We start from the raw sequence: 24,279 nt of genomic DNA on the forward strand, positions 1-24,279 counted from the left end.
AACGATCTGCTGGCACTCATGCCGTGCGGTTCCCGCGCGCCCCCGCGCTTGTCGCGGAGAGCCGATTATGGCGGCCGCCGAGGCCGCAGGGGATTACTGCGACGCCCGATGCGTGCAGGTCCGGATCCCGATCTCTCCGGGCGTGCACATCGAGGGGGTGCTGCGACTCCCGGCTTCGGATCCGGTCGCCTCACTCGTGGTCCACGGGGCGACGGGCACGTCTTCCCACTTCTACAGGGGCTTCGCCCAGGACTTCGGTGCGGTCACGGCCGATCCGACGCGTCGGGTGCGCCTGCCGAGGCCTCAGCAGCGGGCTGGGGTGTTCCCGACGGCGGCGCAGCTGAAGCGCCTGACAGAGAACTCGCGGAAGCCGACGGGCCGATGGTGATGCTGCTGGGGACCACGGGGCCCGGATCGGTGAGCGCTGTGCGCTGACGGTGGCTGATGTGAATGTGGCGCGGTCTCGTCTGACGGTGCGCCGGTCGAAGTCGGGGCGCCCGCGTGCGGCACGGGTTCGATCCCCGCGTCGCTCACAGGCTCCTGGCCCGGTTCGGGGTCAGTGCCTCCGGCCGCGAGCAGGCGCAGGAAGTGCGATTTGCTCGACCCGTTCGAGCCGAGTACTGCGACCCGATCACCGAAAAACGCGTCGAAATCGAATGCACGCATCAGACCCGTCACCTCCAGCGCCTCGCAGGTCACAACGCGCTACCCGGTCCGCCCACTGTGCAGCCGCATCTGAAGGCACTGCTCGCGAGGTTGCCCCAGCGGCGGCGCAGCTCGTCCAACCGCTCGAACCGCTGCTCCCGCGCACGGTGGTACGTGTCGAACCCGCCCGGATGCGTCCACGCAGTGTTGCCCGCAACGCCGAGTTCCAGTGTAATGATCGAGGTCGCCGTCTGGGCCAGCAGCTCACGGTCGTGACTCACGTATAGCACGCCCTTGTCCGTCGCGCGCAACTGCTCTTCCAACCAGCGCTTGCCTGGCACGTCCAGGGAGTTGTCCGGCTCATCCAACAGCAGCAGATCATCTGGGCCACGCAGCAGCGCCTCCAGCGCGAGCCCGCTTTTGCTCACCACTCGACAACGTCGACAACGACCGGTGGCGACACCGCTCGAAGGGCACCCCGAGAGCGGCGACCGTGCAGACGTCCCACAACACCTCGACGTCATAGCCGCCCACCTCGCCCCATTCAGAGATTGCTGAGGCGTAGACCAGCTGTGACTGGGTGGTGCCCTTCTTGTTCATCATGGCTTCAGAGCGTGCGAGCTGTGCGGCTGCGACGCAGATCTCCGGTGGCGAGACTGACAGTAGCAGTTCCTTGACTGTCCGGCCCGTGATGAACTGACCCATCACGCCAAAGTTACCGTCGCAAGTCACTATGCCCGAGTCCGGTGACAGTTGACCCATGACGATCCGCAGCAACGTGCTCTTGCCAGCGCCGTTCGCGCCAACGACGGCTACCTGCTCACCCGTTCCGAGGCTGAACGCGACGTTACGCAGCAATGGTCGGCCGTCAGGCAGCGTGTATGACACCGTAGCAACATCAAGATGACCCATGATTCAAAATCATCACACGTGTGATAAACGCGGGTTGGCCTGCCTGTCACCTCCATCGCCTTCATTGCGGCATGAAGGCCACTCGTGCTCTCAGCAGCCGCCCTCTCGCTTGGATCTGAGCTGGCCTGCCGCGCATCTTGCGGATCGAGGCGTAGGAGGCTGTGCGGGTTTCGCGGCGCGCGATGGCGGGGTTTGATTCCGCGTTCAGTGTGCCGAAGTCGGCGTCGTGTGCAGCAGCGTGATGACGGTGTCAAGCGGGAGGGTGCGGATGCGGTCGGGTGGCAGGTTCGGCACTACAGCAGTAACAAGATCAATCACGACAAGTTCCTCATGAGCAGAAGTCCTGCCGTCAGAAGCCCCGGACTGGCAGGGCATCAGGAAGGTCTGCCAAGTGGGTGCGCCTTGGCCTCCGCTTGTGGTGCGGGGCATGTTTAACTGCTGAATTACCGCGCTTTTCGTTGTCGAGAGAGGTGGTCAGTCCTCTAGAGCCAAAGTTCCCGTAACTCCGGGTTCCAGGAAAAATCCGGGAGCCAGACGGGAGTACATCTCGCCCGGTCCTAGTCCGATTACATCGGTGTGCACGGCTAAACAACGGATCTGGCCGAGGATCAGCACCTCATCGCCCTCGAGCGCGACTTCGCGGTACAGCTCGCATTCGCAGTAAGCCGGGCATTCGCGCAGATGCGGGATTCCGGCTGTGGAGGACGGCACTGGCGTGAGACCACTCGCCGCGACCCGTTCGGCACGTGGAGTCCGTGCGATTGCCCCAGCGCAGCGCGTCTGCTCGACCGTGGGGAAGCTCACCGTGTAGTGGCCCGTGGTCATGATGTTGTTGTGTGTCCAATGGTGCTTGGAGCATCCCAAGCTCAGTAACGGCCCGTTGAAGCCTGCCATCTGAACCCAGCTTTTGGGTGCAAGGTCGAGTTCACCCGATGCGGAGCTTGTGAGCACGTAGACGATCTGTCCGGCAAGGGGTGAGGGATGCCACTTCCACTTGTCGAGCGGCAGGATGGCGAACGGATCAGTTTGCACCAAATCAGGTTATCCCGCCGCGCAGTGACGTACCGCCCCGCGCCGGCGTACGGCTGCAGCCTCGCAGACGCAACCTGCCTGACCTTTTACTTGCCATCGCTCTTTGCCGCTCCACACGCCGGCGTGCGCGTTGACGTGATTAGATCTGGTCGTCGAGGGTGCTGATGTCGGGAAAGATGTTCATGGTTGGTTGCCTTGCTTGACGGTGATGTGGGCGTAGCCGTAGTGGCCGCCGGGGGAGTAGCCGGCGGAGTCGACGTTGCCGATGCGTTGTCCGGCGGTGACGATGCCGTCGTCGGCGGCAAGGATGGGGGTGCGGTCGGGGCGTCGTCGTCAGCGCTGGGGTGGAGTTTGGTTACTCCGGTGATGGGGTGGACGCGCATCCCGAATGCTGAGGTGGCGACCCGGGTTCCTTGGGGTAGTGGGAACACGACCCGCCCGGACGCCGGAACCGGGGGCGGCACCAAGTCCTAACGCATGAGTCTCTTGGTACTGGGTGAAAATCAGAATCGTGTTCGAGAACGACCGAGTTCAATCCTTACCCGATACCAACTGCTCGACTGCACCAATTTGCCGGTCATGCAGCTCATCAAGCTTCACTTCCCGAGCCGCCCTGGCATCCTCTACGCTCCTCGTCTTTTCGTCGCGATCGCAAGAAACTCGCCACTCGTCGCGCTATTAGAGAAGCAGCCCTGACGTTGTTTGCCCGGGACGGTTTTGACAGCGTGACCGTGGAACAGATTACCGAGGCCGCTGACGTCTCCGCCATGACTTTCTACCGACACTTCGGCAGCAAGGAAGCCGTCGTCACCAGCGTCGCCACTACTGACCAAATGGATCATGCCATTGGTGCGCTAGATCGAATTCGTATCCCAGGCGAAATCCCAGATGTTCTCGATGATTTCTTCGCAGACGCAGCATCTTGGGAAGCGGAACTGGCCGAGCGCGTTGCCTTAGTTCGAGCTAACCAGACTTTAGTGAATGCCCTATGGCAGCGTTCCACTTCCTGGACCGATGCCATCAGCGAGGTGCTAGGGCCTGGATTGGACTCGCGAATCTACGCCCGGGTCCTGGTGGGGGCCATCACTGAGACGGTGCTCGCCTGGCCAGACTCACCAGAGTTCCCATCAAGCTTTGCGCTGCGGGAACTCATCGAAAAGACCCTGTCCAGCTTCGTGAACTACCATCAGCACCGCGGTATCTGACCCAATCACGTCCCCGATATGAGTGCCTCGTGTGTTACCCGGATCACTGAGCCAGCTTGAGTACGGGGCCCGGAACTGTGCGGTGTCCTTGAGGTTCAATGATCTCACGGCCAGGTACAAGGCCTTCAGCGCGTCGGGAAATGACCCTGCGCCCGCATGACCGTGCGGAAGCGGGTGTTCAACGACTTGATCGCGTTCGTCGAGCAGAGGATCTTGCGGATCTCGACGTCGTAATCCAGGAACGGGACGAACTCGGTCCAGGCGTTGCGCCGAAGCCGGATCATCGCCGGATAGGACCTGTCTGTCATAGACCAAGATCGGTGATCGTATCAATGGAGGTAGCTGCGTAGACCTTCTCTAGCAGGCGGGTTATCCACGTGTTCACCTCGTCGATGACCCGCTAGTGATCTAACTGATCGTGTCCTTCGACACCGACGTGCCATGCACCTCGGCAAAGTGCGCGGCGATCTCTCCAGTGGTCAGGCCCTTCACGAACAAGCTGAGGATCAGGTCCATGTCTGACAAGCGGCGTTGACGTTTCTTGACCAGCTGTGGCTCGAAGGTGCTGTTGTGGGAATTGCCCGAGCCACGGCCGACGAGGTCGTCCATCTGGTCGGATCGACACCCGCTGTCGTGTGATGGTTCGACGCATGGTCTGCGCGTCCACCTCGAACTGGCGGCCCAGTTGCACGGGCGTGCAACCGACTTGGTAGCCCCGGACGGCCTCCTTTGTTTTGTACAGAGCCCAGACTTCGCTGGCGCACGGGAACGCCGCGGCGTGCGAGATGGGCTGTCGCGGTCAGGCGGTGGATGTGGAACTGTTTGCCCAGCCTGCGTAGCGTCTCGCCGGCCTCGTAGGCAGCGACCAGCTCGACGATTTCGGCGGCGGTCAGAAAAGTTTGAGCCATCTCAGGTAAGCGAGCAGACTGACCCCGAGAGTCCACAACACAGGATTCCGGCGGCCACTTCGATGTCCGGTACACCTCTCGCGACCAGCGCACACACGGTTCGCGCGGCCGAGCCAGAGTCGTCACACTCTCTGCGTAGGTCTACCGATCGATGGCGAAGCGCCGCTGATAAGCGCAAACAGCTAGCCGCGGTAGCCGAAACTAGTAAAAATAGCCGCTATCGCAAGCTATCCGGTCGGGAAGTCTCAAGGCGTAATAGGCGGGGTCTTGTAGTAGACAAACCCTCTCTTATATATCCCGACATGGGAATCATGCGATCGGAGACAAAACTTCAGCGAACAGCCTCATCAAACGTCGATCCGACACATGCGCTACTCGGGCCAGTTCAATTGCTGCTGTAACGCAGTGACACTTGACTCCCGATAAGCTGCGCGACCACGGTGAGGACGGCTATGAGGCAGAACGCGCCAGCGGTCGTAGGCAGTGCAGCTGACACGGCAGCCCAGGCCGAGGTTCCGTTGTTGGAGGCAAACCTGAAACCCAGGGCCAAGATGACAGAAAACACCAAGATGCCGGTGACAACTTGCAGAATCGCTGCCTCGACGCCGACGGTGGCCAGGATGCCGAGGCGGCTGACTCCAAGCGAGCGCAGTACTTGGAATTCTTTGCGGCGTGACAGTCCGTTGCTGATGGTGGTCTGGATGACTCCGATGAGGCACATCAGGTAGACGGTGGCGAAGAGGCCAACATTGGAGCGATAGGTGTTGGCTCTGCGGAGATCTGACATGTACTGAACGAAGCCGGTCTTGTCGAAAACGGTTCCGCTGATGCCTTCAGACTGCAGCACGGAGCGGACTTCTCCCGTCGACAGGCCCTTAGTGAAGATGGTGGCGGTTGTGTTCTTTGGCCCGAGGGCGCTGATCTGGCCCCAGTCAAAGATGAGCCCTTCATACACTTCGTCGGTGAAGACCGCCACAACAGTCAAGGTCACAGGATGTCCAGTGTTGTCCACTACGGCTATGCGATCGCCCACTGAGTTACCAATCCCGCTTGCAATGTTGGTGCCCGTAACTCGGGACATGTCTCCCGCCGTGATGTGCAGGTTGGTCAGCTTGGCGAACGCCGGCGCGTCTGTGAAGTGCCACATACGTCGGGTGCCTCCGGCAACTCGGTATCGGGAGGCAAGCCGCGACTGCTGGCGGGTTTTGTGGCCCAGGGCCTTGGCGATCGGAGTAGCGTCATCAAGATTGGTGGTAATCACGGTGTCGGCGGCTACCTGTGCAGTGAGTGCTTGCGTGCGCATCTGCTCATCGGGTGCGTTAGCGACCAGGAACCCTCCCAGAATGCCGCATGAGATGATCGCCGGAGTGACGAGGCGCGCATAGCGCATACGATCCTTCGCGGCGCGTCGGGCAGCCAACTTGCCAGGTCCTGGCGCGAACAATCCGACGATCCGCCCGACGACCCATGCCCCGATAGGCATCGCCAGAGGAGCTGCCGCAAGAAGCGGCACCACGGCCAATATCGGCAATATCAGAATGATGTTGGTTCCCATACCCTGCGGGTCCAAAACAACCAAACTGACGACACCCGTCAGTATTAGAACGAACCGCCAAGCGATCTGCCACCAGGACATGCGGCGAGCCATGGGTGCAATGGACGCCAGCAGGTCACCTCTAATGCTGATGCGAGTAGCGACACAACCCGCAGTCGCGGCGACAGTGGCGATGAGCCCAGTCACCGCGAACATGCTGCCTACCGGGAACCTGAAGTCGATCGTCATGGTACGACCAAAGAAGCCGACTGCTTGCATGCCCCGAAACAAGGGATAGGTTAGTGCGGCGCCAATCAAGGCGCCGGGCAGGCCTGCGAGCAAGCCGAGGATGAAAGACTCGCTGGCAATCATCCGCGCCAGTAGTCCACGGCTGGCGCCCGTGAGGCGCATCATCGCCAATTCCTCTTGTCGGGATGCGATGACTTGCCTGATGGCTGTAATCATGAGGACACCGCTGATGGCGATTGCCAGCCCTGCCAACAAGGTCAGAATGCTTCGGATGCCGGGTAACTGTGTGGCAACTTCTTCGGTTGAGAAACCCGCAACGTGCACCCTGGTGATGTCAGAGAACCCATGAACCAGTCCGGCTTCGGCCGATGTCAGCGCTGCCGTAGCTACGATCGTCGCCAGACAGCCCAGATACAGGGTCAGGTGTTGACGAACCAGACGCACAGACAGAACAGTCAGCTCCCGCACGCCTGTGCCTCCAAAGCAGCGATGCGACTGGAGATTGCCACGGCGTCCATGCCGGTGCTGTCGTCGGCGATCTGGCCGTCGAAGAGAAACAACACACGAGAAGCCGAAGCGGCGACGACGGGGTCGTGAGTCACGATGATCACAGTTGATCCAGCCTGGGAAAGAGCCTCCAGATGAGTCATTACCTCGCGGCGAGACTCACTGTCGAGTGCTCCGGTGGGTTCGTCGGCGAAGACGACCTCCCGGGTCGAAGCAATGGCACGCGCGATGGCGACACGCTGTCGTTGCCCGCCTGATAGCTGATCTGGATATCGGTGAGCGAATCCAGCCATTCCCACGCGTCCGAGCGCAGCTTCGACGGTTGCATTGTCCATGCGTTTGCGGTCGAACAAGGCCGGTAGCTTGACGTTATCGGCAGATGTCAAGGCGTCAACGAGGTTGTAGGACTGGAAAATGAACCCCCACGATCTGCGGTGTAGCTTGTCCAGGTCGCTCTGGCTGAACCCTGTCAGATCTGCGCCGTTGTAGAGAACTTTGCCTGTTTTGGGTCTGACCAGTCCCGATATGCAGTTCAGAAGGGTTGACTTGCCCGAGCCCGAGGGTCCCATGATTGCTGTCATCGTTCCCGACTGGAACGTGACGCTGACACCCCGGAGCACTTCGGGACCCTTTTCGAATCGATGGTGTAGTTCTTTGACCTCTAGAGTCGGCACTGGTGGTTCCTCTCTAAGCCGGGTCATCCCTTGTCCTTCACTCCATCGAAAACTCCTTTGCCAAGGAATGGACATGAGTACCGAGTTGTAGTGGACCTGGCTCCACTGCTTTACGCCAGAGCCTGCGGTAGCCTCACAGAATGCATTCCGTTGAGCCTTCCTCGGTCACGAGACGGGTATGGCCCAACGGATGGTCTTGGAACCCGATTAGGTTTGTGTTCTCGACAGCGAACCTCAAGTCTCTTGCCCACGCGTTCGTTCTCGCCGTGTTGTGTGGTCCGATGGCCCTGCTGTCTTTGCTAGGACTGGTCCTCATTGGTGGAGTCGGTTCCGCGAGCGACGATATGTGGCGAGGAATGGCATTCTGGCGGGGATGTCGTGTTCCGCGTCCGCGCACGCCCGGTGTCGACTGGCGTACCTGGCTGTGCGCCCTGGTGCAGATGCTCCTGGGCGCGGCAGCCTTTGGTGTGCTCTCCATGGGATCGGTTTTGGCCGGTGCGTTCGCCTGGGCGGCGATCACGACTCAGCATGGGTGGGACCTCTTCGGGTGGTACCCGGGCGATGGGCTTGCCCGCCCCGTCATGGCGTCGCTGTCGCTGATCACTCTGATGCTCGAGATCGTCTCCTGTTGGGTCCTCTCTGGGTTGTCCGTGGCGGTGTGGGCGCTCCTCACCATGACGCGCACGACCGTTGACGATCTTCAGCGATCTCGTAAGGTGCTGACGGACTCATTCTCGAGTGAACGGAGACGCATTGAGCGAGAGCTTCACGATGGTGTGCAGCAGTACCTCACTGCAACACAACTAGCGCTGGCGACAGCGCAGCTCGCGTCAACTGACAACCCGGAGGCCCTTGCAGCCATCGCGATTGCACAGGAGAACACTGGACGAGCTGTTGCTGCGCTCCGCACGACCATCCGAGGGATCCACCCTCGAGTGCTCGACGAGGCCGGTCTGACTGAGGCTGTCCGTGAGCTGGTCGGCCTTTCCGGGTTACGTGGCTCGGTGCAGGTCCAGGAGAATGGACACGACCAGCAGGTCAGTTCTTCGGGAGCAGTGCTGCTGTACCACGCCGTTGCCGAGGCCATGACGAATGCTGTTCGACATGGAGGAGCCTCAGCTGTCGCGGTCACTGTCACCTGGCATGCGGAGTCAGTCGAGGTGACGGTCGTCGATGATGGCACCGGTCCCCAGGACGGAGCAGTGTCCCCGGACAGTTCTGGACTGGCTGGCCTGACGCAACAAGCTGAGATGCTTGGCGGCAGCCTCTGGTTCGGACAAGATAAGGCCACAGGCGGTGGGCGATTGCGTGTACAAATCCCTCGCAAGACCGCTGTATGAGGAAGGAGGCCGAGATGAAAGTACTACTGGCTGAGGATTCGGCTCTGTTACGAGCTGGGCTTTGCCAACTGTTGCGAGCCATGGGGCACCACGTCGTCGAGGTGGGCGACGCCGACACTCTGTTGCAGGCGGGACGATTCAGCGACATCGAGGCGATTGTTACAGATGTCCGCATGCCCCCGCGGATGGCCGATGACGGTTTGGCAGTCGTTCACGAGCTACGCCGTGAACGACTTGCTGAGGGGCGCCCGGTTTTGCCTGTCATCGTACTGTCCCAGTATGTTGCGGCAGCCTATCTGGACCGACTCCTGGACTACGGGGCATTCGGCTATCTACTCAAGGAGCGCGTTTCGGATGTTGCCGAGTTCTCGCGGGCTCTCGTCGACGTGGTAGCCGGGGGAACTGTCGTGGACCCCGAAGTCACCCGCGCACTCGTCGGCGCTGCTAGTGACGGTTTGGCCATGTTGACTGATCGGGAACGGGACGTCCTAGAACTCATGGCCCAAGGACTCTCCAATTCTCAGATTGGTGAGCGATTGTTTTTGAGCCGTAGCGGCGTCAGCAAGCACGTGGCCAACGTCTTCATCAAGCTCGGCTTTGATCCCACCGACGACAACCGCCGTGTTCGAGCCGTACTTGTGTGGTTGAGACGAGAGGGTATTCACCGGGCTCCTTCGAAGCTGCTGGAACCTCGATAACTCATATAGTCAGGTCCGGGGAGGCTGAGCGGGTCGCAACTGCTGGGCGGGTGCGATCAGTGAAAATGCTGGGTCCTGGATTGGGCTCGCGAATCTCGGCTTGGACCCTGGTGGGAGCCACCATTGAGATCGCACTCATCTGGCACGACTCGCCGATGTTCCCGTGGAGCAGTGCCCTACGGGTGCCCATGGAGAAGACCTTATGCGAGCTCGCAGAAAACTACCGGATTGGCAATACTTGAGCGGCCCACTGTTCAGCGCAGGGCGCCGTTGACGAAGGCGGACGAGGTTAGTTAGCCTTCGGTACGCACCTCCCAAGTATCCCCGACTAGCTCACCAGTCGAAATGACGTGGTCGCGTAGAGAGTGCTTACAAATAGGCATATCCGTCTCAATAATTTCGGCAAGCTTGAGCACCCAATGTCGGTCACAGTACCGCTCAATTTCCGGATCTATTCCTTCCTGGACGGGTACCCGGACAATGAAGCGCGTGACGGAGTCAACGCAAAGCGATTCGGTCCAAGCGCACGCCGCGCCGCCTTCACCCGGGATGTCGAAGTCATCGGGGCCTCCATCATCGAATTCCGTCGAGCGGCCGCGATGAGCTCTCGGCTCATCCTTGGTTGGAAGGACAGTTCGTACCTGTTTCTCAGTCATGCCGTTCGGCCTCCGTATTCCTTGTCAAGAATCGACTCCATGTGGGTGACAGCGTCCTGGATCTCGCGATTGTCGAGGACGATGGATGAGTCGAGCCACCGTCCCCATTTACGTTTGAAGCGGTCGTCGAGTCGGTTGACTAGTTCACACTCGTCGGTGGGGGAGAACCGGATGAACGCTTCGGTGCCATCCCGGTCCATATGGACCTTGACGTTTGTGTCGAGTTGTCGTTCGGCGGAAGGACGGGGAAGGACCAGACAGACGTCCAACTGGTCGACGAGTATGCCCCACCAAGCCGCGTCATTTTCGTGAACGACGCGGACGTTCATTTCGGGGAGGTATGTTTTCGGCACGAATCCAATTGCATGCATCCATGTGGGCTGGGTGCCATCGTCGTAGCATGCCTTGACCATGGAAACCGTTCTACCCATGGTACGGCCATCTTCTAGGAGGATTTCATTGCCGCCAAAGTTGGCGGAAGTAAGTCTCAGGCCACAATCTTTTTCACCAGCAGTTGCAAGTTTGAGCTCGCTCACCGCATCTGGACCCTCGATCGCGTCGAGGAGGTCGAAGGCGTAGCTGAAGGGTTTTCGCGCTTGCTCAGGGTCTGTCAAGAGGCCGACCACCTCGGCTCGCATGGGAGTTTCCTGGAGCACGCTGCTGTCGAGCCACTCCTGAAACTCCGACAGAGTCGAGAAATTGCTGACACAGCACTTGGTTGAACTGTAGGTAACGAGGTTGTGTTCTGCGCAGAATAGTTTGGCTGCTACGGTTTGCCCACCGTAAATGTCGCTATCAAGATAACGGTGCCCTGCAGCGTCCTGGGATGCGATCCAGTCGAACCAATCAAGGATCGGGGCTTCCGCCCCGGTATCTCGATGTGAGTACGGATTCTCGTAAGATGCTGCTTCCCCGTCGATAGTGCACTTGGCGAGATTGCCATTGACGGCGATTTCATAATGGGCCGGGTTGCCGTGGGAGTCGAGGGCGTCGACGATGTATGTGTTGTCCATGGTCTTCGTGAATGAGGACGGCGACAACTCAGTACCATACGGAAGTAAATAATCGTCCGGGAGAGCGAGTGGGAGAGAACGTTCGTGCTCTTTCTTCATGGTGGTTACACTACCACGTCTACATAGCTATGCGGGTAGTTTCCTTTTGCCGAGACTGCCGCCTGTGAACTATTTCATCTCATGGAGGAGTCCGACCGAGTACATGGAAAAATTCTTGAGGAATCATCTGGATAGCCTTCTAATCTGGATCTCCTAGTCACATATTCCCGTGAGTAGTCCAGACGATGCGAGCTATTCCATCGATTTCTCACCGGAATCAGTTGTGTGGAAGACGAGGACTTCGTACCCAAGTCTTGCGGCTTCGTCAGCGGCGGGCGTTGTCAATCCGGACATCGTCAGGCCAGCGACCGGTTTGTTGTGAGCTGTGTTGCTGACGATTCCAGCTTCTTCGTACTCTTTGACCATGGCTGCGATAGCGGCGGATGCATTCGCGAAGACCATGCGCGATACGTGATTGATGTCGGCCACGTTAACGACGGAGTACATAAGTGTGACGTCGGCCTGTCCCACGTAGGCTCTGGCATCTCCGGAAGACATCGTGGAAACCAGGAGCTTGGGGAATCCAATCGGCTATGCGGCTGTTGGAGAATGAGCCAACATCGATGATGACTCTACCTTGCTGCCGTTGGTAAGAATGCGGTGACGAAGCCAGTCGAGCTCGTCTCCCTCGGTATCCAAGGTTCCGAACACAGCAATTGCGGCCATGAAACACTCCTTCGTGATCATGTCATCATGACCGTAGTTCGGTGATTCTGCCTGCACCATGCTGCTTGAGACGAATTGGCCTATATGGTTGTACCGCTGGTTGCGAAGAAGGGCAATACTCCAGGTGTGGTTGTCGAAGTTGGCCCTGCAAGTATCTCGGCAAACCGTGGCGGAGGCTTTTGGGATTGTTGAACCGGCTGGACTACCCATATTGCGTGCGGCTATCGCGGAACCGTTCGCTCGTGATGGAGTTCCCACGGTCCCGCAGCGGATCGCTGTTAACACCGGCGTATGCTGACTGTCGCAGGTCTGGCTCTTGATCTCGTTGACCGCGATTTGCGACGTGCGCCAGCGATGTTCTATTACCAGACGAACATCCATATCCGACTGGTCTGACGATGGCTCCCAGCCATCGCAAAGCCCTTGCTGCCTTGCTTGATCACTATAGTGTTCCCGTTGTCGAGGATTGCTGCTCGTATGACCTCACTGCATCGGGATTACCCGCTCCCATGTTGGCAGGAGAGATGAGCGATGATCTGGTACTCACGATCGGAACACTGTCGAAACTGTTTTGGGGTGGTCTGAGAATCGGATGGTTGAGAGCCAGTTCGACGCGCATTCGGCAACTGATCGAGCGTCGCAAGGCGGAGGATCTTGCCAGCCCCATATCAACCCAGGTGGTTGCCACCAACCTGATGACGCATGTGGGGGAAGCGCGTCGAGAGCGACGAGCGCTCTTCAAGCCGGCCGGGGGGCAACATGTGAGGTTGTTAGCGACGTGTTTCCGGCGTGGGTGTGGACCGCATCACAAAGTGGTACTGGTTTGTGGGCCGATACTCACAATGACTCCTCAGCTTTGGCTGAAGCTGCGAAACGAGTGGGGGTTCGACTGGCTCCGGGGCCGGGATATTCGGCTTATGACGGGCAGCGGACAATGTTGCGGCTTCCTGTCTGGCATGAACCGGAGTCGCTCGAGAAAGCATTGGGAATGCTGCGCCGAGCCGTCTCTGATAGGTGATGACGCCGATTGATTCGGGTGCGCCCGCACGGTGCTGCGGCGGCTGGAGGGGTTGCGGGGTTGGTTGTTCGCATGAGTGGAACGTGAGTGCGATCAAAACTGGCGGTCGTTGGGAATACACTCACTCACGTTCGAAACGTATGAAGGGCGCGTGGGCGCAGGAGGCTGGCGATGGTCGAAGAGCGTTTGAAACAGGTCTTCAAGACCTGGCTGCCGGCCCAATCCCGGACTTGGCGTGACGGCATCTGAATCGTCGCGATGGACGGTTTCGCCGGCTTCAAGACGGCTGCGGCTGAAGAAATCCCCAAGGCCACGACGGTCGTGGACCGCATCTACGTCATCCGCCTCGCAGGTGACGCGCTCGACTTGTGTCGGTGCCGGGTCCAAATCGAGCTGTACAGCACCCGGGACCGCAGGCACCACCTGCTTACCAGAATCAGCGAACCCTCCCCACCGGCGCAGATCATCTACCCACTGACAAGCAACAGCAGCGCGTGAATGAGCTGTTCGCCGCTGATCGGCACGTCGAAGTCGAGGCCACATAGGGGTCTATTAGCGCATGTTCGCCGTCTACCGCGCCAGCACGCGAGCAGAGGGCAAGAAGACCATGACCCGTTTGATTAACTCAATTGCCTCAGCCGCCCCCACCAGCCTTGCCGCGGTCTGCAAGCTTGGCCGGGTCCTGACCAAGCGCGGCGAGGATATCCTCGCGTTCTTACCACCATGACTCCAGCAACGGCCCCACCGAAGCGATCAATGGATGTCTCGAACACCTCCACGGCACCGCCCGTAGCTTTCAGACCCTCCTTACCCACGGCACCACCAGATCCCTCTTGGAAACCGGCAGATCCAGACCCCAACAACACTCCCGAACCGTGAAAAGCCCGAAAACCTCTAGAGGGAAATAACTGTCCTTTTCTCCGTCAATCACCACGGTGGCGGAATTTCCTTTATCCTAAAGCGGCGAAAAACGCTGGCTACTCGGCAAGCAGATCTCCTGCTGTTTTCATCTGTCAACACAAGAAAATACTCATGGGGCTGGTTCAACGCCGGCGGGTGAGCAGACCAATTTGTGAAGCCATTTTCCTGTCGTGGACGCCGGACAGTTAGCCAGTCCCCATGCTGTTCCGGTGAAGACTACCGTGCCGCCTTGAGTCCCCGCGCCTGGGCCGATATCGATGTTGTAATCGGCCTGAGAGATGAGCCCTGGGTTATGGTCGATCGCGATGGCGGTTGCACCCCTCTCGGACAATCGGCGTAAAAATTGGATCAATTGCTCTACATCTTTGGGATGTAATCCGGTCGTAATCTCATCTAATACGAGCACGCTTTCCTGTTCCTCCCGATGTTCCTTGAGGAACTGGACGAGCTTTATCCGCTGGAGCTCACCGCCAGAGAGCGTGTTTAGTGTCCGTCCCAAGGTGAGATAGCCGAGGCCAACCTGCTGGAGCAAGGATATGACGGTGAGCACGTCATCCTGGGTGGCGTATAGTTCGCTGACCTGATTCAAACCGCTGTCAAGAACATCCGCGATCGTGGGGTTAAGCGAGCCCATTGGGAGTCGGACTGCCATCGTGGTTTCGTTGAACTTCCTGCCGCCGCAGCGCTCACACGGTGTTTGGACGTCATCCATGAAGGCCATGTCTACGTGTGTCGTGCCGCGTCCCTTGCACAAGGGGCACGCGCCTTTCCCATTCGCGCTGAACCAGCTGGTAGTCAAACCTGAGATTTTGGAAAAGGCTTCACGGATTGGGGATTCAAGACCCAGAGCAGTCAATATGGAGGAGCGGCTGGATGCTGCTAGTGGCAATTGATCGATGATGGTGACTTCCGGGTGCTGCTGGGCCAAAGCAGATGCCAGCGAACTCTTTCCGGAACCCGCCACCCCAGATACGACCGTGAGTGCCCCGACCGGAAAGCTCACAGACACATCACCCAGGTTGTTGCAGCGGGCGTGAGTGACCTCTATGACGTCGGTTGCGGGGCGAGAACGTCGATTCAGTTGGATTCCTGCACGCAGTGCTTTTCCCGTTGGGGTGTCGCTACGGGTCAAACTCCGAGGGCTGCCCTCAAATAGAACCCGTCCGCCATCATCTCCCGCGCCCGGCCCGAGCTCAACGACATGATCGCAGGCGGCCAGGACCTGCAGATTGTGCTCGACGATGATCACAGTGTTCCCAGAGTCCCGCAGTTTCCTTAGCGACCGTAGCAGGCGTTCGATATCGGCAGGGTGCAGTCCACTTGAGGGTTCATCCATCACGAAAGTTGCGTCGGTGATGGGTGCGTCCAAGAGGCTAACGAGGCGTAGCCGTTGAGCTTCACCGCCGGAAAGGGTGTCCGTCGGACGGTCGAGGCTGAGATACCCCAGGCCGATGTCGCGCATGTTGTTCAGCCTTGCTAAAACCGCTTGGCGGGGTGCCTCAGTTATCTCGTCGGTTATGGTTTTGATAAAGGCAATGCATTCATCGATACTCAAATGGGATGCTTCAGCAATGTTGAGCCCCTCGATTCGACTGGCGCGGGCTGCCTCGTTAATGCGCTGACCGTGGCAATGAGGACATACGACCCGCTTTACGATCCTACGCAGTGCGGCATCTTCCTTCTCGGTTGTTTTCGCGTTGGCTTTTTCCAAATATGACGCTTTAAGGCGAGGAATGATCCCATCGAAGATGCCATGTTTGGGATAGCCGGTGAGGGGACGCTCCAAACGGACTCCCTGGCCGTGAAGGAGCAGCTTGCGTGATGCCTCGGGCAGTTCTTTCCACGGCACATCGGGGTCGAAGAGTCCAGAACACACTAGACGTTTCCATCGATAAGTTCCAGGTTCGAACGAGGGGAAGCGGACAGCTCCTTCATTCAAGCTCCTGTCGGGGGCGATAAGCTCTTGCAGGTCGATACCGTCCACATAGCCCAAGCCGGAGCAGTCCATGCACATGCCGCGCGGATCATTCGGTGAGTACGAAGGAGAATAACCTGCAGAGGGAGACCCTGACCGGGAGAACAGCAGGCGCAGGTATGGCGCGATACCGCTGGCCGTGCTCACTGATGAGCGCGCATTTCCACTGAATTTCTTTTGCCCGACGATCGCGGTGAAGGTCAGACCTTGCAAGCCATCGACCAGGCCAGGTTCCAAGGTATTCAACCTAGCTTGCACAAAAGCCGGAAAAAGCGAGGACACGGCTTGTTGTGCCCCGGCTGCCAGAGTAGATACCAAGGAAGTTTTTCCAGAACCAGAAACCCCGGCGACGCCGACAAGCGCATGCTTGGGGATGCAAACTGTGACGTCTCGCAGATTATGTGTCTTGGCACCGTGGATTTGGATCGAGCCCACGGAGCTGCGCGAAACGATATCCTTCCTGAGGTTACGCATGGCTCGCAATCCGTTGCTGCTTGAGGGAAGAAGACAGCTTTTCAGACAAGCGAGCAAATACCTCCAGCTCATCCTTCGTCATCGACCTAATCGCCGTTTCGTACAGGGAGGTGTGCTGAAGCGAAATATCCTCGAGCAAGCGTCTGCCGCTTTCAGTTATGGACGTGCGCAGCTCTCTGCCGTCTGACTTGCTTGGGGTCTGGCGAACGTAGCCCATAACTTTCAAGCTCTTTAACGCCTTAGACAGTTTCGTGCGTGAGATCCCCATGACGAGACTGAGCTCAGATGGCAGCATCTCGTGTTCTCTGTCCAGCTGGAGGAGAACATCGTATTGCAGCCAGGAAATGTCGAGCGGATTCACTAGGGAACGCTCTGCGACCAGCTCACACTGAAGATGCATCAGGATGCTTCGGAGGTCCATTCTAGTTTCCCCTCAAATATAGTTGCCGTATGGAAACTATATCACAGTTGGGGGTCTGGTCGTGGAAGGTCGTGAAAATCCGGGTAGGGACGCGAGATTGTCGGAAGGCCAGAGCTTCACTGCTAAGTCATCCATATCGCGGCAACCGACGGGTGTGTTTCGACTGGCACTAACGCTGAAACATGTATCCGCCAACGCGAGCCAATAATCAGAGCCCTTGAGCGTAAACCTGCCAACGCAAGACCACGCGTATCAAATCCGATGTCTTACTAGACCCGGCAGTGGGATCGCTCCTCAAAGAAGCTCGCCCAACTACTGGGACGCGAAACCGTGAACCTGCCATACTGGTCCGTGTGGCGTCAGCGTTCACGGAAATCGTCCCCCGGCCAGGATGCTGTTCCTAACAGCCGGCGAGCCACTGGAATCTCAGTCAAGATGGCCTAGCACCGCCCTCGCCGTCGCTATGTCGGTTACCAGATCCGTCACCCATTTACCTCGCAGAATTGCCGTTAGGGCCGGCACCTTTTCGGATCCAAAGGCGCTGACGATGACGTGGGTGATTGATGGAATCCGGTCCAGCGGAACTGCCATCAACCCTTGACAAAAGTCTGCGTCAATGTGACGACCCCGGGTATCGACGTGATGCCCGCAGATGTGTCCTACGGCCCCGCGTGACAACAACTCTGTGTGTGCGCGCTCCGACATCACGTGGTCGAAGATCGGCGCCACCGAATGCATTCCGACTGTTCCTACGCCGGTCACCAAGATGTCTGCGTGAGAGGCCATCGCGATCGTCATACCCACTGACTCCTCGGCCTTCAACGCGGCCGCTGCCTGAGGATTCGACACCAGCACCGGAGCCGGCATCACCCGGTATGCACACCCGATTCGTTCTGCTAGCTGACGGCACAACTCGGGAGAGTCCAACAACAAATTTCCCTTGGCTGTCCCACCAATAGCCTGCACCACCGTGGCCCCCGGACGGCGTATCGGCGTCATCGCATGCACCACTGACGCCACCCCGCGCCCGTTCGACAACGCGATTACCGAATCGGGATGCATGTACGTCGTCACCAGGTCGGCTGCCATCCGCGCCACCTCGTCGGCCGTGGCATTGTCGTTGGACATCGCGACTCGGGCGCAGGTCAGCCCGAAGGTGCGTGTCAGAGCGTCCTCTAACTCGATGGCTCGCTCCAAAGGATGCTGCACTGTGAACGTGATGATCCCGCGACGCCTCGCCTCGTCAAGAAGCCTGGACACCATCGAGCGGGAGTAGCCGATCTCGGCGGCGATTTCGGCTTGAGTGGCCTGCTCTAACCAGTACCGCCGCGCGACCGTCAGCAAGGTTTGGATGTGTTCGCGATCAGTCATGAGTGTCTCACAGATGTGAATCTTTGTGGTAGGTCCACCGTTAAAACGGGAAGTAAAGCCACCATACTAGCCTTTCTGCTTAGGATGAATTCACATGTGTGAACTCATGGCCTTGCGGGGTTGCTGTGGCGGCGGCTCAATGGTTCCCGTCACACAGTCGTGAGAGAGGAATCACTCCAATGGCCGTCGTTCGTACCATCAATGGCGACGTTTCGCCCGACACCCTCGGCGTCGTCAATGCCCACGATCACCTCATCCGCGTCGGAGCCGGGGAGGTCTACATCGACCCTGACCACTTGCTTGACGACGTCGACAAGGCAGCCCAGGAGGCTACATATTTCGTCGAGGCCTCTAAGAGCTGGGCCGCTGGGGGAACCATCATCGACATGTGCCCGGCCTCCTCAGGCCGCGGCGTGCTCAAAACCCTCCAGGTCGTCGAGAAGGTTCCGGGGCTGCAGGTCGTCCAAGCCACCGGATTCCACCAGCAGAAGGTCTACCTCGAGTGGCGTCAGAGCTGGGTCAACCAGTACACCGTCACTCAGATCGCCGATCTACTCATCGCCGACATCGTTGAGGGCATCGACCGTTTCGACTATATGGGCCCCATTGTCGAGCGCACCAACGTCAAGGCGGGCGTCATCAAGTGGGCCACCGCCTACGGCAAGATCACCGAGTGGGAAAAGAAGTCCGGCCAAGCCGTCGCCATCGCATCTAAGGAGACCGGCTGTCCCATTAACACCCACGTGACGGCCGGAACTTGTGGCCCTGAGCAGGCAAGATTCCTTGTTGACCAGGGTGTTGATCCGGCCAAAATCGCTATCGGCCATATGCAGCGCAACTGGGATCCCTGGGTTCACGAGCAGATCTGCAAGCTCGGCTGCTACGTCGAGCTGGACGGCACTAACCGCATCAAGTACGTCCCGGATAACACCCGCGTCAACCTCGTGAAGACCCTCGGTGAGAAGGGCTACGGCAAGCAGATTCTGTTGGGCACCGACTCCGGTAAGGCCTCTTACCAAAAGGTTTACGGTTCGGTCTCAGGCATCGATTACGATCCGGCCGTCTTCTGTCCACGTCTCGTCGAAGACGAAGGCGTCGACCGCGACTACGTTAACGACCTCCTCATCAACAACGCGGCCACCTTCTTCGGCTTCGAGCCGCTGGCCGGGTGACGACGATGCCACGACTTCAGATCGCTCTTGACACCTATGATCTGCCGTCGGCCCTGGCTCCGTTGGCCACCGCCGTCGACCAGATCGACATCATCGAGTGCGGTACCATCCTCGTCCTTGCTGAGGGAATGGATGCGGTGCGGGCTATCCGGGCTGCCTACCCTGACAAGACAATTCTTGCTGACGTTCGCATTGCCGAAGCCGGGGCCAAGATCGCCCGAATGTGCTTTGAAGCAGGCGCCGACCTCGTCTCCTGTGTCGCCGGAGCATCCCTGACAACCATCGACCAAGTATGCAAAGTGGCCGGGGAGTTCGGCGGTGAAGTGCAAGTCGAGCTCGCCGACGAGTGGTACGACGCCGAGCGTGCCCGCAGATGGCGCACACTCGGCGTCCAACACGTCATCGTCAAGCGTTCCCGTGACCGCGAGGCCGCCGGAGACCTCTCCTGGAAACCAGAAGACCTCGGGCGGGTCGACGAGCTGGCAGGAATGGGATTCACCGTCACCGTCACCGGAGGAATCACCCCCGAAGACCTTCCGGTTTTCGCTGGGCATCCGGCCGGCATCGTAATTGCCGGTCGCTCAATTGTCGCTGCTGATGATCCCAAAGCTGCCGCGAAACGACTGCGCTCCACCTTGGATGAGGTGTGGCCGCAATGACCGAATCGCTGACCGACGGGGTGACCCTCGGCATCTATGAGAAAGCCCTCGTCGGCAACCCCTTGGCTACCGACGACGACTGGCGACGCTTCCTAAACCAGGTACCCGAGGCAGGATTCAGCTTCGTCGACCTGTCCGTCGATGAGTCTGAAGAGAGGATGGCACGGCTCGGATGGGACCAGCGCCGGCGTCGCATGGTGCGCCATTGCGTTGAGGCCACAGAAACCGCTATTGGTGGTGTCTGCTTGTCGGTACATCGGCGTATTGGCCCTGGTAGTGCCGACCCAGCCGTGCGCCAGCGAGCTCGGGAGGTGATGGGCGAAGGATTGCAGCTGTGCCACGACCTTGGCGCTCCTGTGCTTCAGGTCGCGGGGTATTACTGCTACTACGAGCAGATGAACGACCATGCCGAGCAGTGGTACACCGACCTCCTGCTCGATGCCGTCCCGATGGCTGCACGGCTGGGGGTCGTCATGGGCATCGAGAATGTTGACGGCACCGACGTCACCTCTATCCGGAAGGCGATGGAGTTTGTCAAGCTTGCCGACTCGCCCTACCTGCAGGTGTACCCAGACCTTGGCAACATTGCCGAGCAACAGCTTGACGTCGTGACCGAACTCGAGGCCGGGCGGGGCCACATGGTCGCGATCCACGTCAAGGATGTTAGGCCGGGCGAGCCTCGTCGGGTACCAATGGGGGAGGGCACCGTCGACTGGGACGAGTCCTTCGCTGTCCTTGCTGAGCAGGGTTGGCGCGGCCGAATGATGATCGAGATGTGGAACGACGACGCTCCCGATTCCAACACGCGCAGTGCGTCAGCACGCCAGTTCATAGAGGAGCATCTTAGGACCGCTGGAATCCCGGTTCGCCGCGCCCTCTTTTGACCCTGGGCTGGGGGCTCGGCATGAATTCCGGGCCGCCCAGTTCTGCGCCTCTACAAATTTTCATTATTGTTCAAAGGAGAACCCTTCATGCTTGAAAAGCTCAAGACAGACGTCTGTCGAGGCAACCTCGGACTGCCCCGTCATGGACTTGTGACGTGGACCTCGGGCAACCTGTCCGCTCGGGACCCTGAGACCGGCCTTGTCGTCATCAAGCCGTCCGGGATGCTGTATGACGCTATGACCCCGGACGATATGGTTGTTGTCGACCTTGACGGCAAGGTCGTGGAGGGGCATCGAGGAGCGTCCTCCGATACCGCCTCACACTTGTATGTCTACCGACGTCGCGACGACATTCGGAGCATTATCCACACCCATTCCACCTTCGCCACCGCGTGGGCGGCCACTGGCCAGGACATCCCCTGTGCAGTGACGGCCATCGCTGATGAGTTTGGGGGGCCAGTGCCGTGCGGCGACTACGCCCAGATTGGCACTGAACAGATTGGTGAGCAGATCATGAGGTTCATTGACCAGTCGCCAGCGGTGCTACTCAAAAAGCATGGTGTCTTCACTGTCGGCACCTCGATCGAGAAGGCCATCAAAGCAGCTGTCATGGTTGAGGACGTCGCCAAGACCCTCACCTACGCCAAACTCATCGGCGAGATCTCCCCACTTCCACAGTCGGAGATCGACTCCAACCACGATCGATACACCAACCGTTACGGCACTGCGGCAGCATCCACGGGGGTGACGGCATGACCTACGACATCTCGACCATCGGCGAGGGGCAGATCCGGCTCACCTGCTATAAGGGTGAACGTCTCATTAATGCCCAGCAGTTGCGTGCCACCGCAGCCTGCTCCGAGGCCAATGTGTCCGGCTTGTTGTCTCAACTTGGGCGCAGTACCTGTTGGGCCTCTGTCATGCCGAAGGGCGATCTTACTGATCGGGTCGTCAACGAGTTCCGCAGTGTTGGGGTCGACGTTTCCCACATCTGTATGAAGCCCGAAGGGCGCGTCGCGTTGTATTTCATGGAGCCCGGTGAGTATCCGATGCCTGCCCGCGTGCTCTACGACCGGGAGCACACCCCGTTCCGCGACGTCACCGTCGAGGACCTCGACTGGGAGGCCTTGCTCGATACCCGTCTGGTCTTTGTCACTGGCATCACCGCTGCCTTAACCGAGAATACTGCGGCTGTGGTGCGTCACTTCGTTGACGAGGCTCACCGCCGTGGCATTGCCGTCGCCCTCGACGTCAACTACCGGTCCCTGCTGTGGGGTCCGGAGCACGCTCGTGAGGTGTTGGAACCAATTGCAAGGATGTCGAATATTGTCTTCTGCTCGGTGCGTGATGGCAAGGCCGTCTTCGGCATCGAATCTGATGGGGAGCAGGCATGCCGCGAATTGCGTGAACTGTTTGGGGTCCCGACGGTCGTGTCTACCGATCAAATCAATGGTGTGTACTTCTCGGACGCCGAGCGCGGCGACTGCACGTTCCCCGTGGTTCAGGTGCCCGTCATCGACCGCCCGGGCGCGGGAGACTCCTTTGTCGCGGGAACCCTTCACGGGTATCTCGGAGGTGACGTGGTGCAGGGAATCCATTATGGACAGCGGACCTCCGCCTACGCTCTAACCCATTACGGTGATCTGACTCGTGTGAGCCCTAGCGAACTCAATATTCCCCCGAATACCGACATTCTGCGCTGAACCTGATCACAGCGCAGACAGGAGACACACTCACATGTCCACCTCAACAACACCCAAACAATCAGCTCTAGACCTCATCGATTCGCGTCCCTTAACGCGCAATCAGAAGAATCTTGTTGCCCTAGCCGTCGTCGGAAATATCTCCGAGTTCTTTGATATCTTCCTCATTGGTTTCGTCGTATCCGTCCTGACTAAGCCATGGAATCTGACTGGCACTGAGGCGGGCGTCATTCTCGCCTGTTCCGGTCTGGGGACGGTCATTGGCGCCATCATGTGGGGACGTCTTGCCGACAAGATCGGACGCCGCTCCTCTTTCTTCTGGTGCGTGCTCCTGTTCGTCGTGTTCACTGTAGTATCAGTGTTCACCCCAGATCGTGGCTGGATTATGCTCGCCATTTTGCGTATTGGCGTGGGGATCGGAGTCGGCGGACTTAATATCACCTCGATTCCCTACGTCCAGGAGTTCGTGCCTGCTAAGCAGCGCGGTCTTCTTGCCGGCCTGGCGTCGGTATTCATCCCCCTCGGTCTGTTCTTGGGGTCGTTAGCACAAAATGCACTGGGCGATAATTGGCGTGCCCTCATCGCTTTGGGCGCCATTCCTGTTTTCCTGCTGGTGTGGATCCGTTTCGTGCCCGAATCACCACGGTTCCTACAGAGTCATGGGCGTGATAAGGAAGCACGCGAGGCCCTAGCCTGGGCACTCGATATACCCGCTGACGACATTGGAGATTTGCCTGCCGTTGAACACGTCCAAGACGCTTCCTACTCACTTGTCTTTGGTAAATACCGCAAGAGTCTTCTCATCGTCAGTCTGGGATCATTCTGCTTCATTCTGGGCTCTTTTACGATTCAGTCGTGGGGCCAGACCCTGCTCAAGACCGGCTTTGGCAAGTCTCCCGAGCAAGTCGGGACCCTGTTCATGTTCGTTTCCCTGGCCGATCTCATCGGGCGCTTCCTATCAGCATGGCTGGCAGACCGCATTGGTCGGAGAGCCACCATGTTGTCGTTTGGCCTCATCGGTGCTGGCGGGACTCTCATCATCGCCCTTTCGGCCCGCCTGGGTTGGGGCTGGCAGATCTTCTTCGTCGGTGTCCTCATTGCGATGGCCTTCGCCGACGGCGCCTTCGGCATCCTCAATGCTTTCGGCGCCGAGCAATTCCCCAACGAAGCTCGCTCGACTGGTCTGGGACTGGGCTACGGCATCGGCGCCACCGCCAAGATCATCGGTCCGGCGCTTATGGGACTCATGGTGGGCGGATCTGCCGTCAAGCAGAATGTCACCCTGGACGCGGTATTTCCGGCATTCATCCTGTTCGCTGTGCTGCTAGTCATTGGCGGTATGACGTACATGTTTGCCCGCGAAACTCGTGGCACCTCGCTCGACACGATCTGACCAATTAGATGATCCTGATGTCGAGGGCCTGTACCTGCCTCAAAGGATTGACCGAGGCCGTGACTTGACGGGGTGGTTTAGGGGTCCTCGACACGCCAGATCGAGCGGTGCGGAGTGATTTACGACGTTGACAGTGAGATCTGGAGGTTC

At 59.0% G+C, this 24,279-nt stretch carries 28 protein-coding genes and 2 pseudogenes; 15 read left to right on the plus strand and 15 right to left on the minus strand.

What is annotated here, in order from left to right:
* Positions 1-67 precede the first annotated feature (67 nt).
* Positions 68-388, plus strand: a complete 321-nt coding sequence (locus CPA42_RS04575) for a hypothetical protein (protein ID WP_002519085.1) — start codon at positions 68-70, stop codon at positions 386-388.
* Here the strand turns inward: CPA42_RS04575 and CPA42_RS12855 are convergent.
* The 5 genes from CPA42_RS12855 to CPA42_RS04595 all read right to left on the minus strand — a co-directional run bounded on the left by CPA42_RS12855 (position 304) and on the right by CPA42_RS04595 (position 2,592).
* A complete protein-coding gene (locus tag CPA42_RS12855) occupies positions 304-699 on the minus strand; it encodes a P-loop NTPase family protein (protein WP_002519084.1) in 396 nt (131 codons plus the stop codon). The two genes, CPA42_RS04575 and CPA42_RS12855, sit on opposite strands and share 85 nt — an antisense overlap.
* Entirely contained in the window at positions 696-1,073 is a 378-nt protein-coding gene (locus CPA42_RS12860) for a hypothetical protein (RefSeq protein ID WP_002515528.1), read from the minus strand. Before CPA42_RS12860 ends, CPA42_RS12855 begins: the two co-directional genes overlap by 4 nt.
* On the minus strand, positions 1,024-1,557 hold the full coding sequence (locus tag CPA42_RS12865; protein ID WP_002515505.1) for an ATP-binding cassette domain-containing protein: 534 nt from the start codon (positions 1,555-1,557) through the stop codon (positions 1,024-1,026). Before CPA42_RS12865 ends, CPA42_RS12860 begins: the two co-directional genes overlap by 50 nt.
* 204 nt (positions 1,558-1,761) lie before the next feature.
* Complete coding sequence (locus CPA42_RS12585) at positions 1,762-1,986, minus strand: hypothetical protein (RefSeq protein WP_002529929.1); 225 nt, start codon at positions 1,984-1,986, stop codon at positions 1,762-1,764.
* Between the two features lie 45 nt (positions 1,987-2,031).
* On the minus strand, positions 2,032-2,592 hold the full coding sequence (locus CPA42_RS04595; RefSeq protein ID WP_002519083.1) for a flavin reductase family protein: 561 nt from the start codon (positions 2,590-2,592) through the stop codon (positions 2,032-2,034).
* Between the two features lie 183 nt (positions 2,593-2,775).
* On the opposite strand from CPA42_RS04595, the gene CPA42_RS04600 reads away from it, so the two are divergent.
* Genes CPA42_RS04600 through CPA42_RS04610 form a run of 3 tightly spaced genes read left to right on the plus strand, consistent with a single transcriptional unit; the run spans position 2,776 to position 3,794 of the window.
* Entirely contained in the window at positions 2,776-3,063 is a 288-nt protein-coding gene (locus tag CPA42_RS04600) for a hypothetical protein (protein ID WP_002515682.1), read from the plus strand.
* Positions 3,064-3,066: 3 nt separating this feature from the next.
* Entirely contained in the window at positions 3,067-3,285 is a 219-nt protein-coding gene (locus CPA42_RS04605) for a hypothetical protein (protein ID WP_002525040.1), read from the plus strand.
* A gap of 2 nt (positions 3,286-3,287) precedes the next feature.
* Entirely contained in the window at positions 3,288-3,794 is a 507-nt protein-coding gene (locus CPA42_RS04610; RefSeq protein WP_002525451.1) for a TetR/AcrR family transcriptional regulator, read from the plus strand.
* Positions 3,795-3,881: 87 nt separating this feature from the next.
* On the opposite strand, the pseudogene CPA42_RS13095 reads toward CPA42_RS04610, so the two are convergent.
* From CPA42_RS13095 to CPA42_RS04635, 3 genes and pseudogenes are all read right to left on the minus strand, one after another.
* Positions 3,882-4,358, minus strand: a pseudogene (locus tag CPA42_RS13095) (transposase); the annotation flags it as partial.
* Between the two features lie 729 nt (positions 4,359-5,087).
* Complete coding sequence (locus CPA42_RS04630; protein ID WP_002515670.1) at positions 5,088-6,953, minus strand: FtsX-like permease family protein; 1,866 nt, start codon at positions 6,951-6,953, stop codon at positions 5,088-5,090.
* Complete coding sequence (locus CPA42_RS04635) at positions 6,941-7,693, minus strand: ABC transporter ATP-binding protein (protein ID WP_002519080.1); 753 nt, start codon at positions 7,691-7,693, stop codon at positions 6,941-6,943. Before CPA42_RS04635 ends, CPA42_RS04630 begins: the two co-directional genes overlap by 13 nt.
* A 188-nt stretch (positions 7,694-7,881) precedes the next feature.
* Between CPA42_RS04635 and CPA42_RS04640 the strand changes: the two genes are divergently transcribed.
* Positions 7,882-9,006 (plus strand): sensor histidine kinase, encoded by a 1,125-nt coding sequence (locus tag CPA42_RS04640; protein ID WP_002519079.1) that lies wholly within the window; start codon positions 7,882-7,884, stop codon positions 9,004-9,006.
* A complete protein-coding gene (locus CPA42_RS04645; protein WP_002519078.1) occupies positions 9,003-9,704 on the plus strand; it encodes a response regulator transcription factor in 702 nt (233 codons plus the stop codon). Before CPA42_RS04640 ends, CPA42_RS04645 begins: the two co-directional genes overlap by 4 nt.
* Positions 9,705-9,997: 293 nt before the next feature.
* On the opposite strand, the gene CPA42_RS04655 is transcribed toward CPA42_RS04645, so the two are convergent.
* The 4 genes from CPA42_RS04655 to CPA42_RS04670 form a co-directional block, all read right to left on the minus strand.
* A complete protein-coding gene (locus CPA42_RS04655; protein WP_002515479.1) occupies positions 9,998-10,360 on the minus strand; it encodes a hypothetical protein in 363 nt (120 codons plus the stop codon).
* Positions 10,357-11,472: a hypothetical protein gene (locus tag CPA42_RS04660; protein WP_002519076.1), complete on the minus strand. Its 1,116-nt coding sequence runs from the start codon at positions 11,470-11,472 to the stop codon at positions 10,357-10,359. Before CPA42_RS04660 ends, CPA42_RS04655 begins: the two co-directional genes overlap by 4 nt.
* 192 nt (positions 11,473-11,664) lie before the next feature.
* Entirely contained in the window at positions 11,665-12,000 is a 336-nt protein-coding gene (locus tag CPA42_RS04665) for a Tm-1-like ATP-binding domain-containing protein (protein ID WP_226807276.1), read from the minus strand.
* A 3-nt stretch (positions 12,001-12,003) separates the two neighbouring features.
* Positions 12,004-12,198: a hypothetical protein gene (locus tag CPA42_RS04670; RefSeq protein ID WP_002519074.1), complete on the minus strand. Its 195-nt coding sequence runs from the start codon at positions 12,196-12,198 to the stop codon at positions 12,004-12,006.
* Between CPA42_RS04670 and CPA42_RS04675 the strand changes: the two genes are divergently transcribed.
* The 3 genes and pseudogenes from CPA42_RS04675 to CPA42_RS13100 form a co-directional block, all read left to right on the plus strand.
* A complete protein-coding gene (locus CPA42_RS04675; RefSeq protein ID WP_002519073.1) occupies positions 12,197-12,436 on the plus strand; it encodes a hypothetical protein in 240 nt (79 codons plus the stop codon). The genes CPA42_RS04670 and CPA42_RS04675 overlap by 2 nt on opposite strands.
* Positions 12,437-12,647: 211 nt before the next feature.
* Entirely contained in the window at positions 12,648-13,169 is a 522-nt protein-coding gene (locus tag CPA42_RS04685; protein WP_002525450.1) for an aminotransferase-like domain-containing protein, read from the plus strand.
* Between the two features lie 146 nt (positions 13,170-13,315).
* Positions 13,316-14,064, plus strand: a pseudogene (locus tag CPA42_RS13100) (transposase); the annotation flags it as partial.
* 122 nt (positions 14,065-14,186) lie between these two features.
* Here CPA42_RS13100 and CPA42_RS04705 read toward each other — a convergent pair.
* From CPA42_RS04705 to CPA42_RS04715, 3 genes are all read right to left on the minus strand, one after another.
* The gene (locus CPA42_RS04705) at positions 14,187-16,091 is read right to left on the minus strand and encodes an excinuclease ABC subunit UvrA (RefSeq protein ID WP_002519071.1); all 1,905 of its coding nucleotides are present in this window, start codon (positions 16,089-16,091) and stop codon (positions 14,187-14,189) included.
* 427 nt (positions 16,092-16,518) lie between these two features.
* Complete coding sequence (locus tag CPA42_RS04710; RefSeq protein ID WP_002519070.1) at positions 16,519-16,947, minus strand: MarR family winged helix-turn-helix transcriptional regulator; 429 nt, start codon at positions 16,945-16,947, stop codon at positions 16,519-16,521.
* A 426-nt stretch (positions 16,948-17,373) separates the two neighbouring features.
* The gene (locus tag CPA42_RS04715; protein ID WP_002515447.1) at positions 17,374-18,318 is read right to left on the minus strand and encodes a sugar-binding transcriptional regulator; all 945 of its coding nucleotides are present in this window, start codon (positions 18,316-18,318) and stop codon (positions 17,374-17,376) included.
* Positions 18,319-18,497: 179 nt separating this feature from the next.
* Here CPA42_RS04715 and CPA42_RS04720 point away from each other — a divergent pair, with 179 nt between their 5' ends.
* The 6 genes from CPA42_RS04720 (at position 18,498) to CPA42_RS04745 (ending at position 24,129) form a co-directional block, all read left to right on the plus strand.
* The gene (locus CPA42_RS04720) at positions 18,498-19,490 is read left to right on the plus strand and encodes a phosphotriesterase family protein (protein ID WP_002517918.1); all 993 of its coding nucleotides are present in this window, start codon (positions 18,498-18,500) and stop codon (positions 19,488-19,490) included.
* A 5-nt stretch (positions 19,491-19,495) separates the two neighbouring features.
* Positions 19,496-20,149, plus strand: a complete 654-nt coding sequence (locus CPA42_RS04725) for a 3-dehydro-L-gulonate-6-phosphate decarboxylase (protein WP_024513553.1) — start codon at positions 19,496-19,498, stop codon at positions 20,147-20,149.
* Positions 20,146-21,033: an L-ribulose-5-phosphate 3-epimerase gene (locus tag CPA42_RS04730; RefSeq protein WP_002515514.1), complete on the plus strand. Its 888-nt coding sequence runs from the start codon at positions 20,146-20,148 to the stop codon at positions 21,031-21,033. The genes CPA42_RS04725 and CPA42_RS04730 overlap by 4 nt, the downstream gene beginning before the upstream one ends.
* Before the next feature lie 87 nt (positions 21,034-21,120).
* Positions 21,121-21,789, plus strand: a complete 669-nt coding sequence (locus CPA42_RS04735) for an L-ribulose-5-phosphate 4-epimerase (protein WP_002515488.1) — start codon at positions 21,121-21,123, stop codon at positions 21,787-21,789.
* Complete coding sequence (locus CPA42_RS04740) at positions 21,786-22,736, plus strand: sugar kinase (RefSeq protein ID WP_002513840.1); 951 nt, start codon at positions 21,786-21,788, stop codon at positions 22,734-22,736. The genes CPA42_RS04735 and CPA42_RS04740 overlap by 4 nt, the downstream gene beginning before the upstream one ends.
* 34 nt (positions 22,737-22,770) lie before the next feature.
* Entirely contained in the window at positions 22,771-24,129 is a 1,359-nt protein-coding gene (locus CPA42_RS04745; RefSeq protein WP_002515446.1) for an MFS transporter, read from the plus strand.
* Positions 24,130-24,279 lie beyond the last annotated feature (150 nt).

The sequence above is a fragment of the Cutibacterium acnes genome, assembly GCF_003030305.1.
GTDB classification, from domain to species: domain Bacteria; phylum Actinomycetota; class Actinomycetes; order Propionibacteriales; family Propionibacteriaceae; genus Cutibacterium; species Cutibacterium acnes.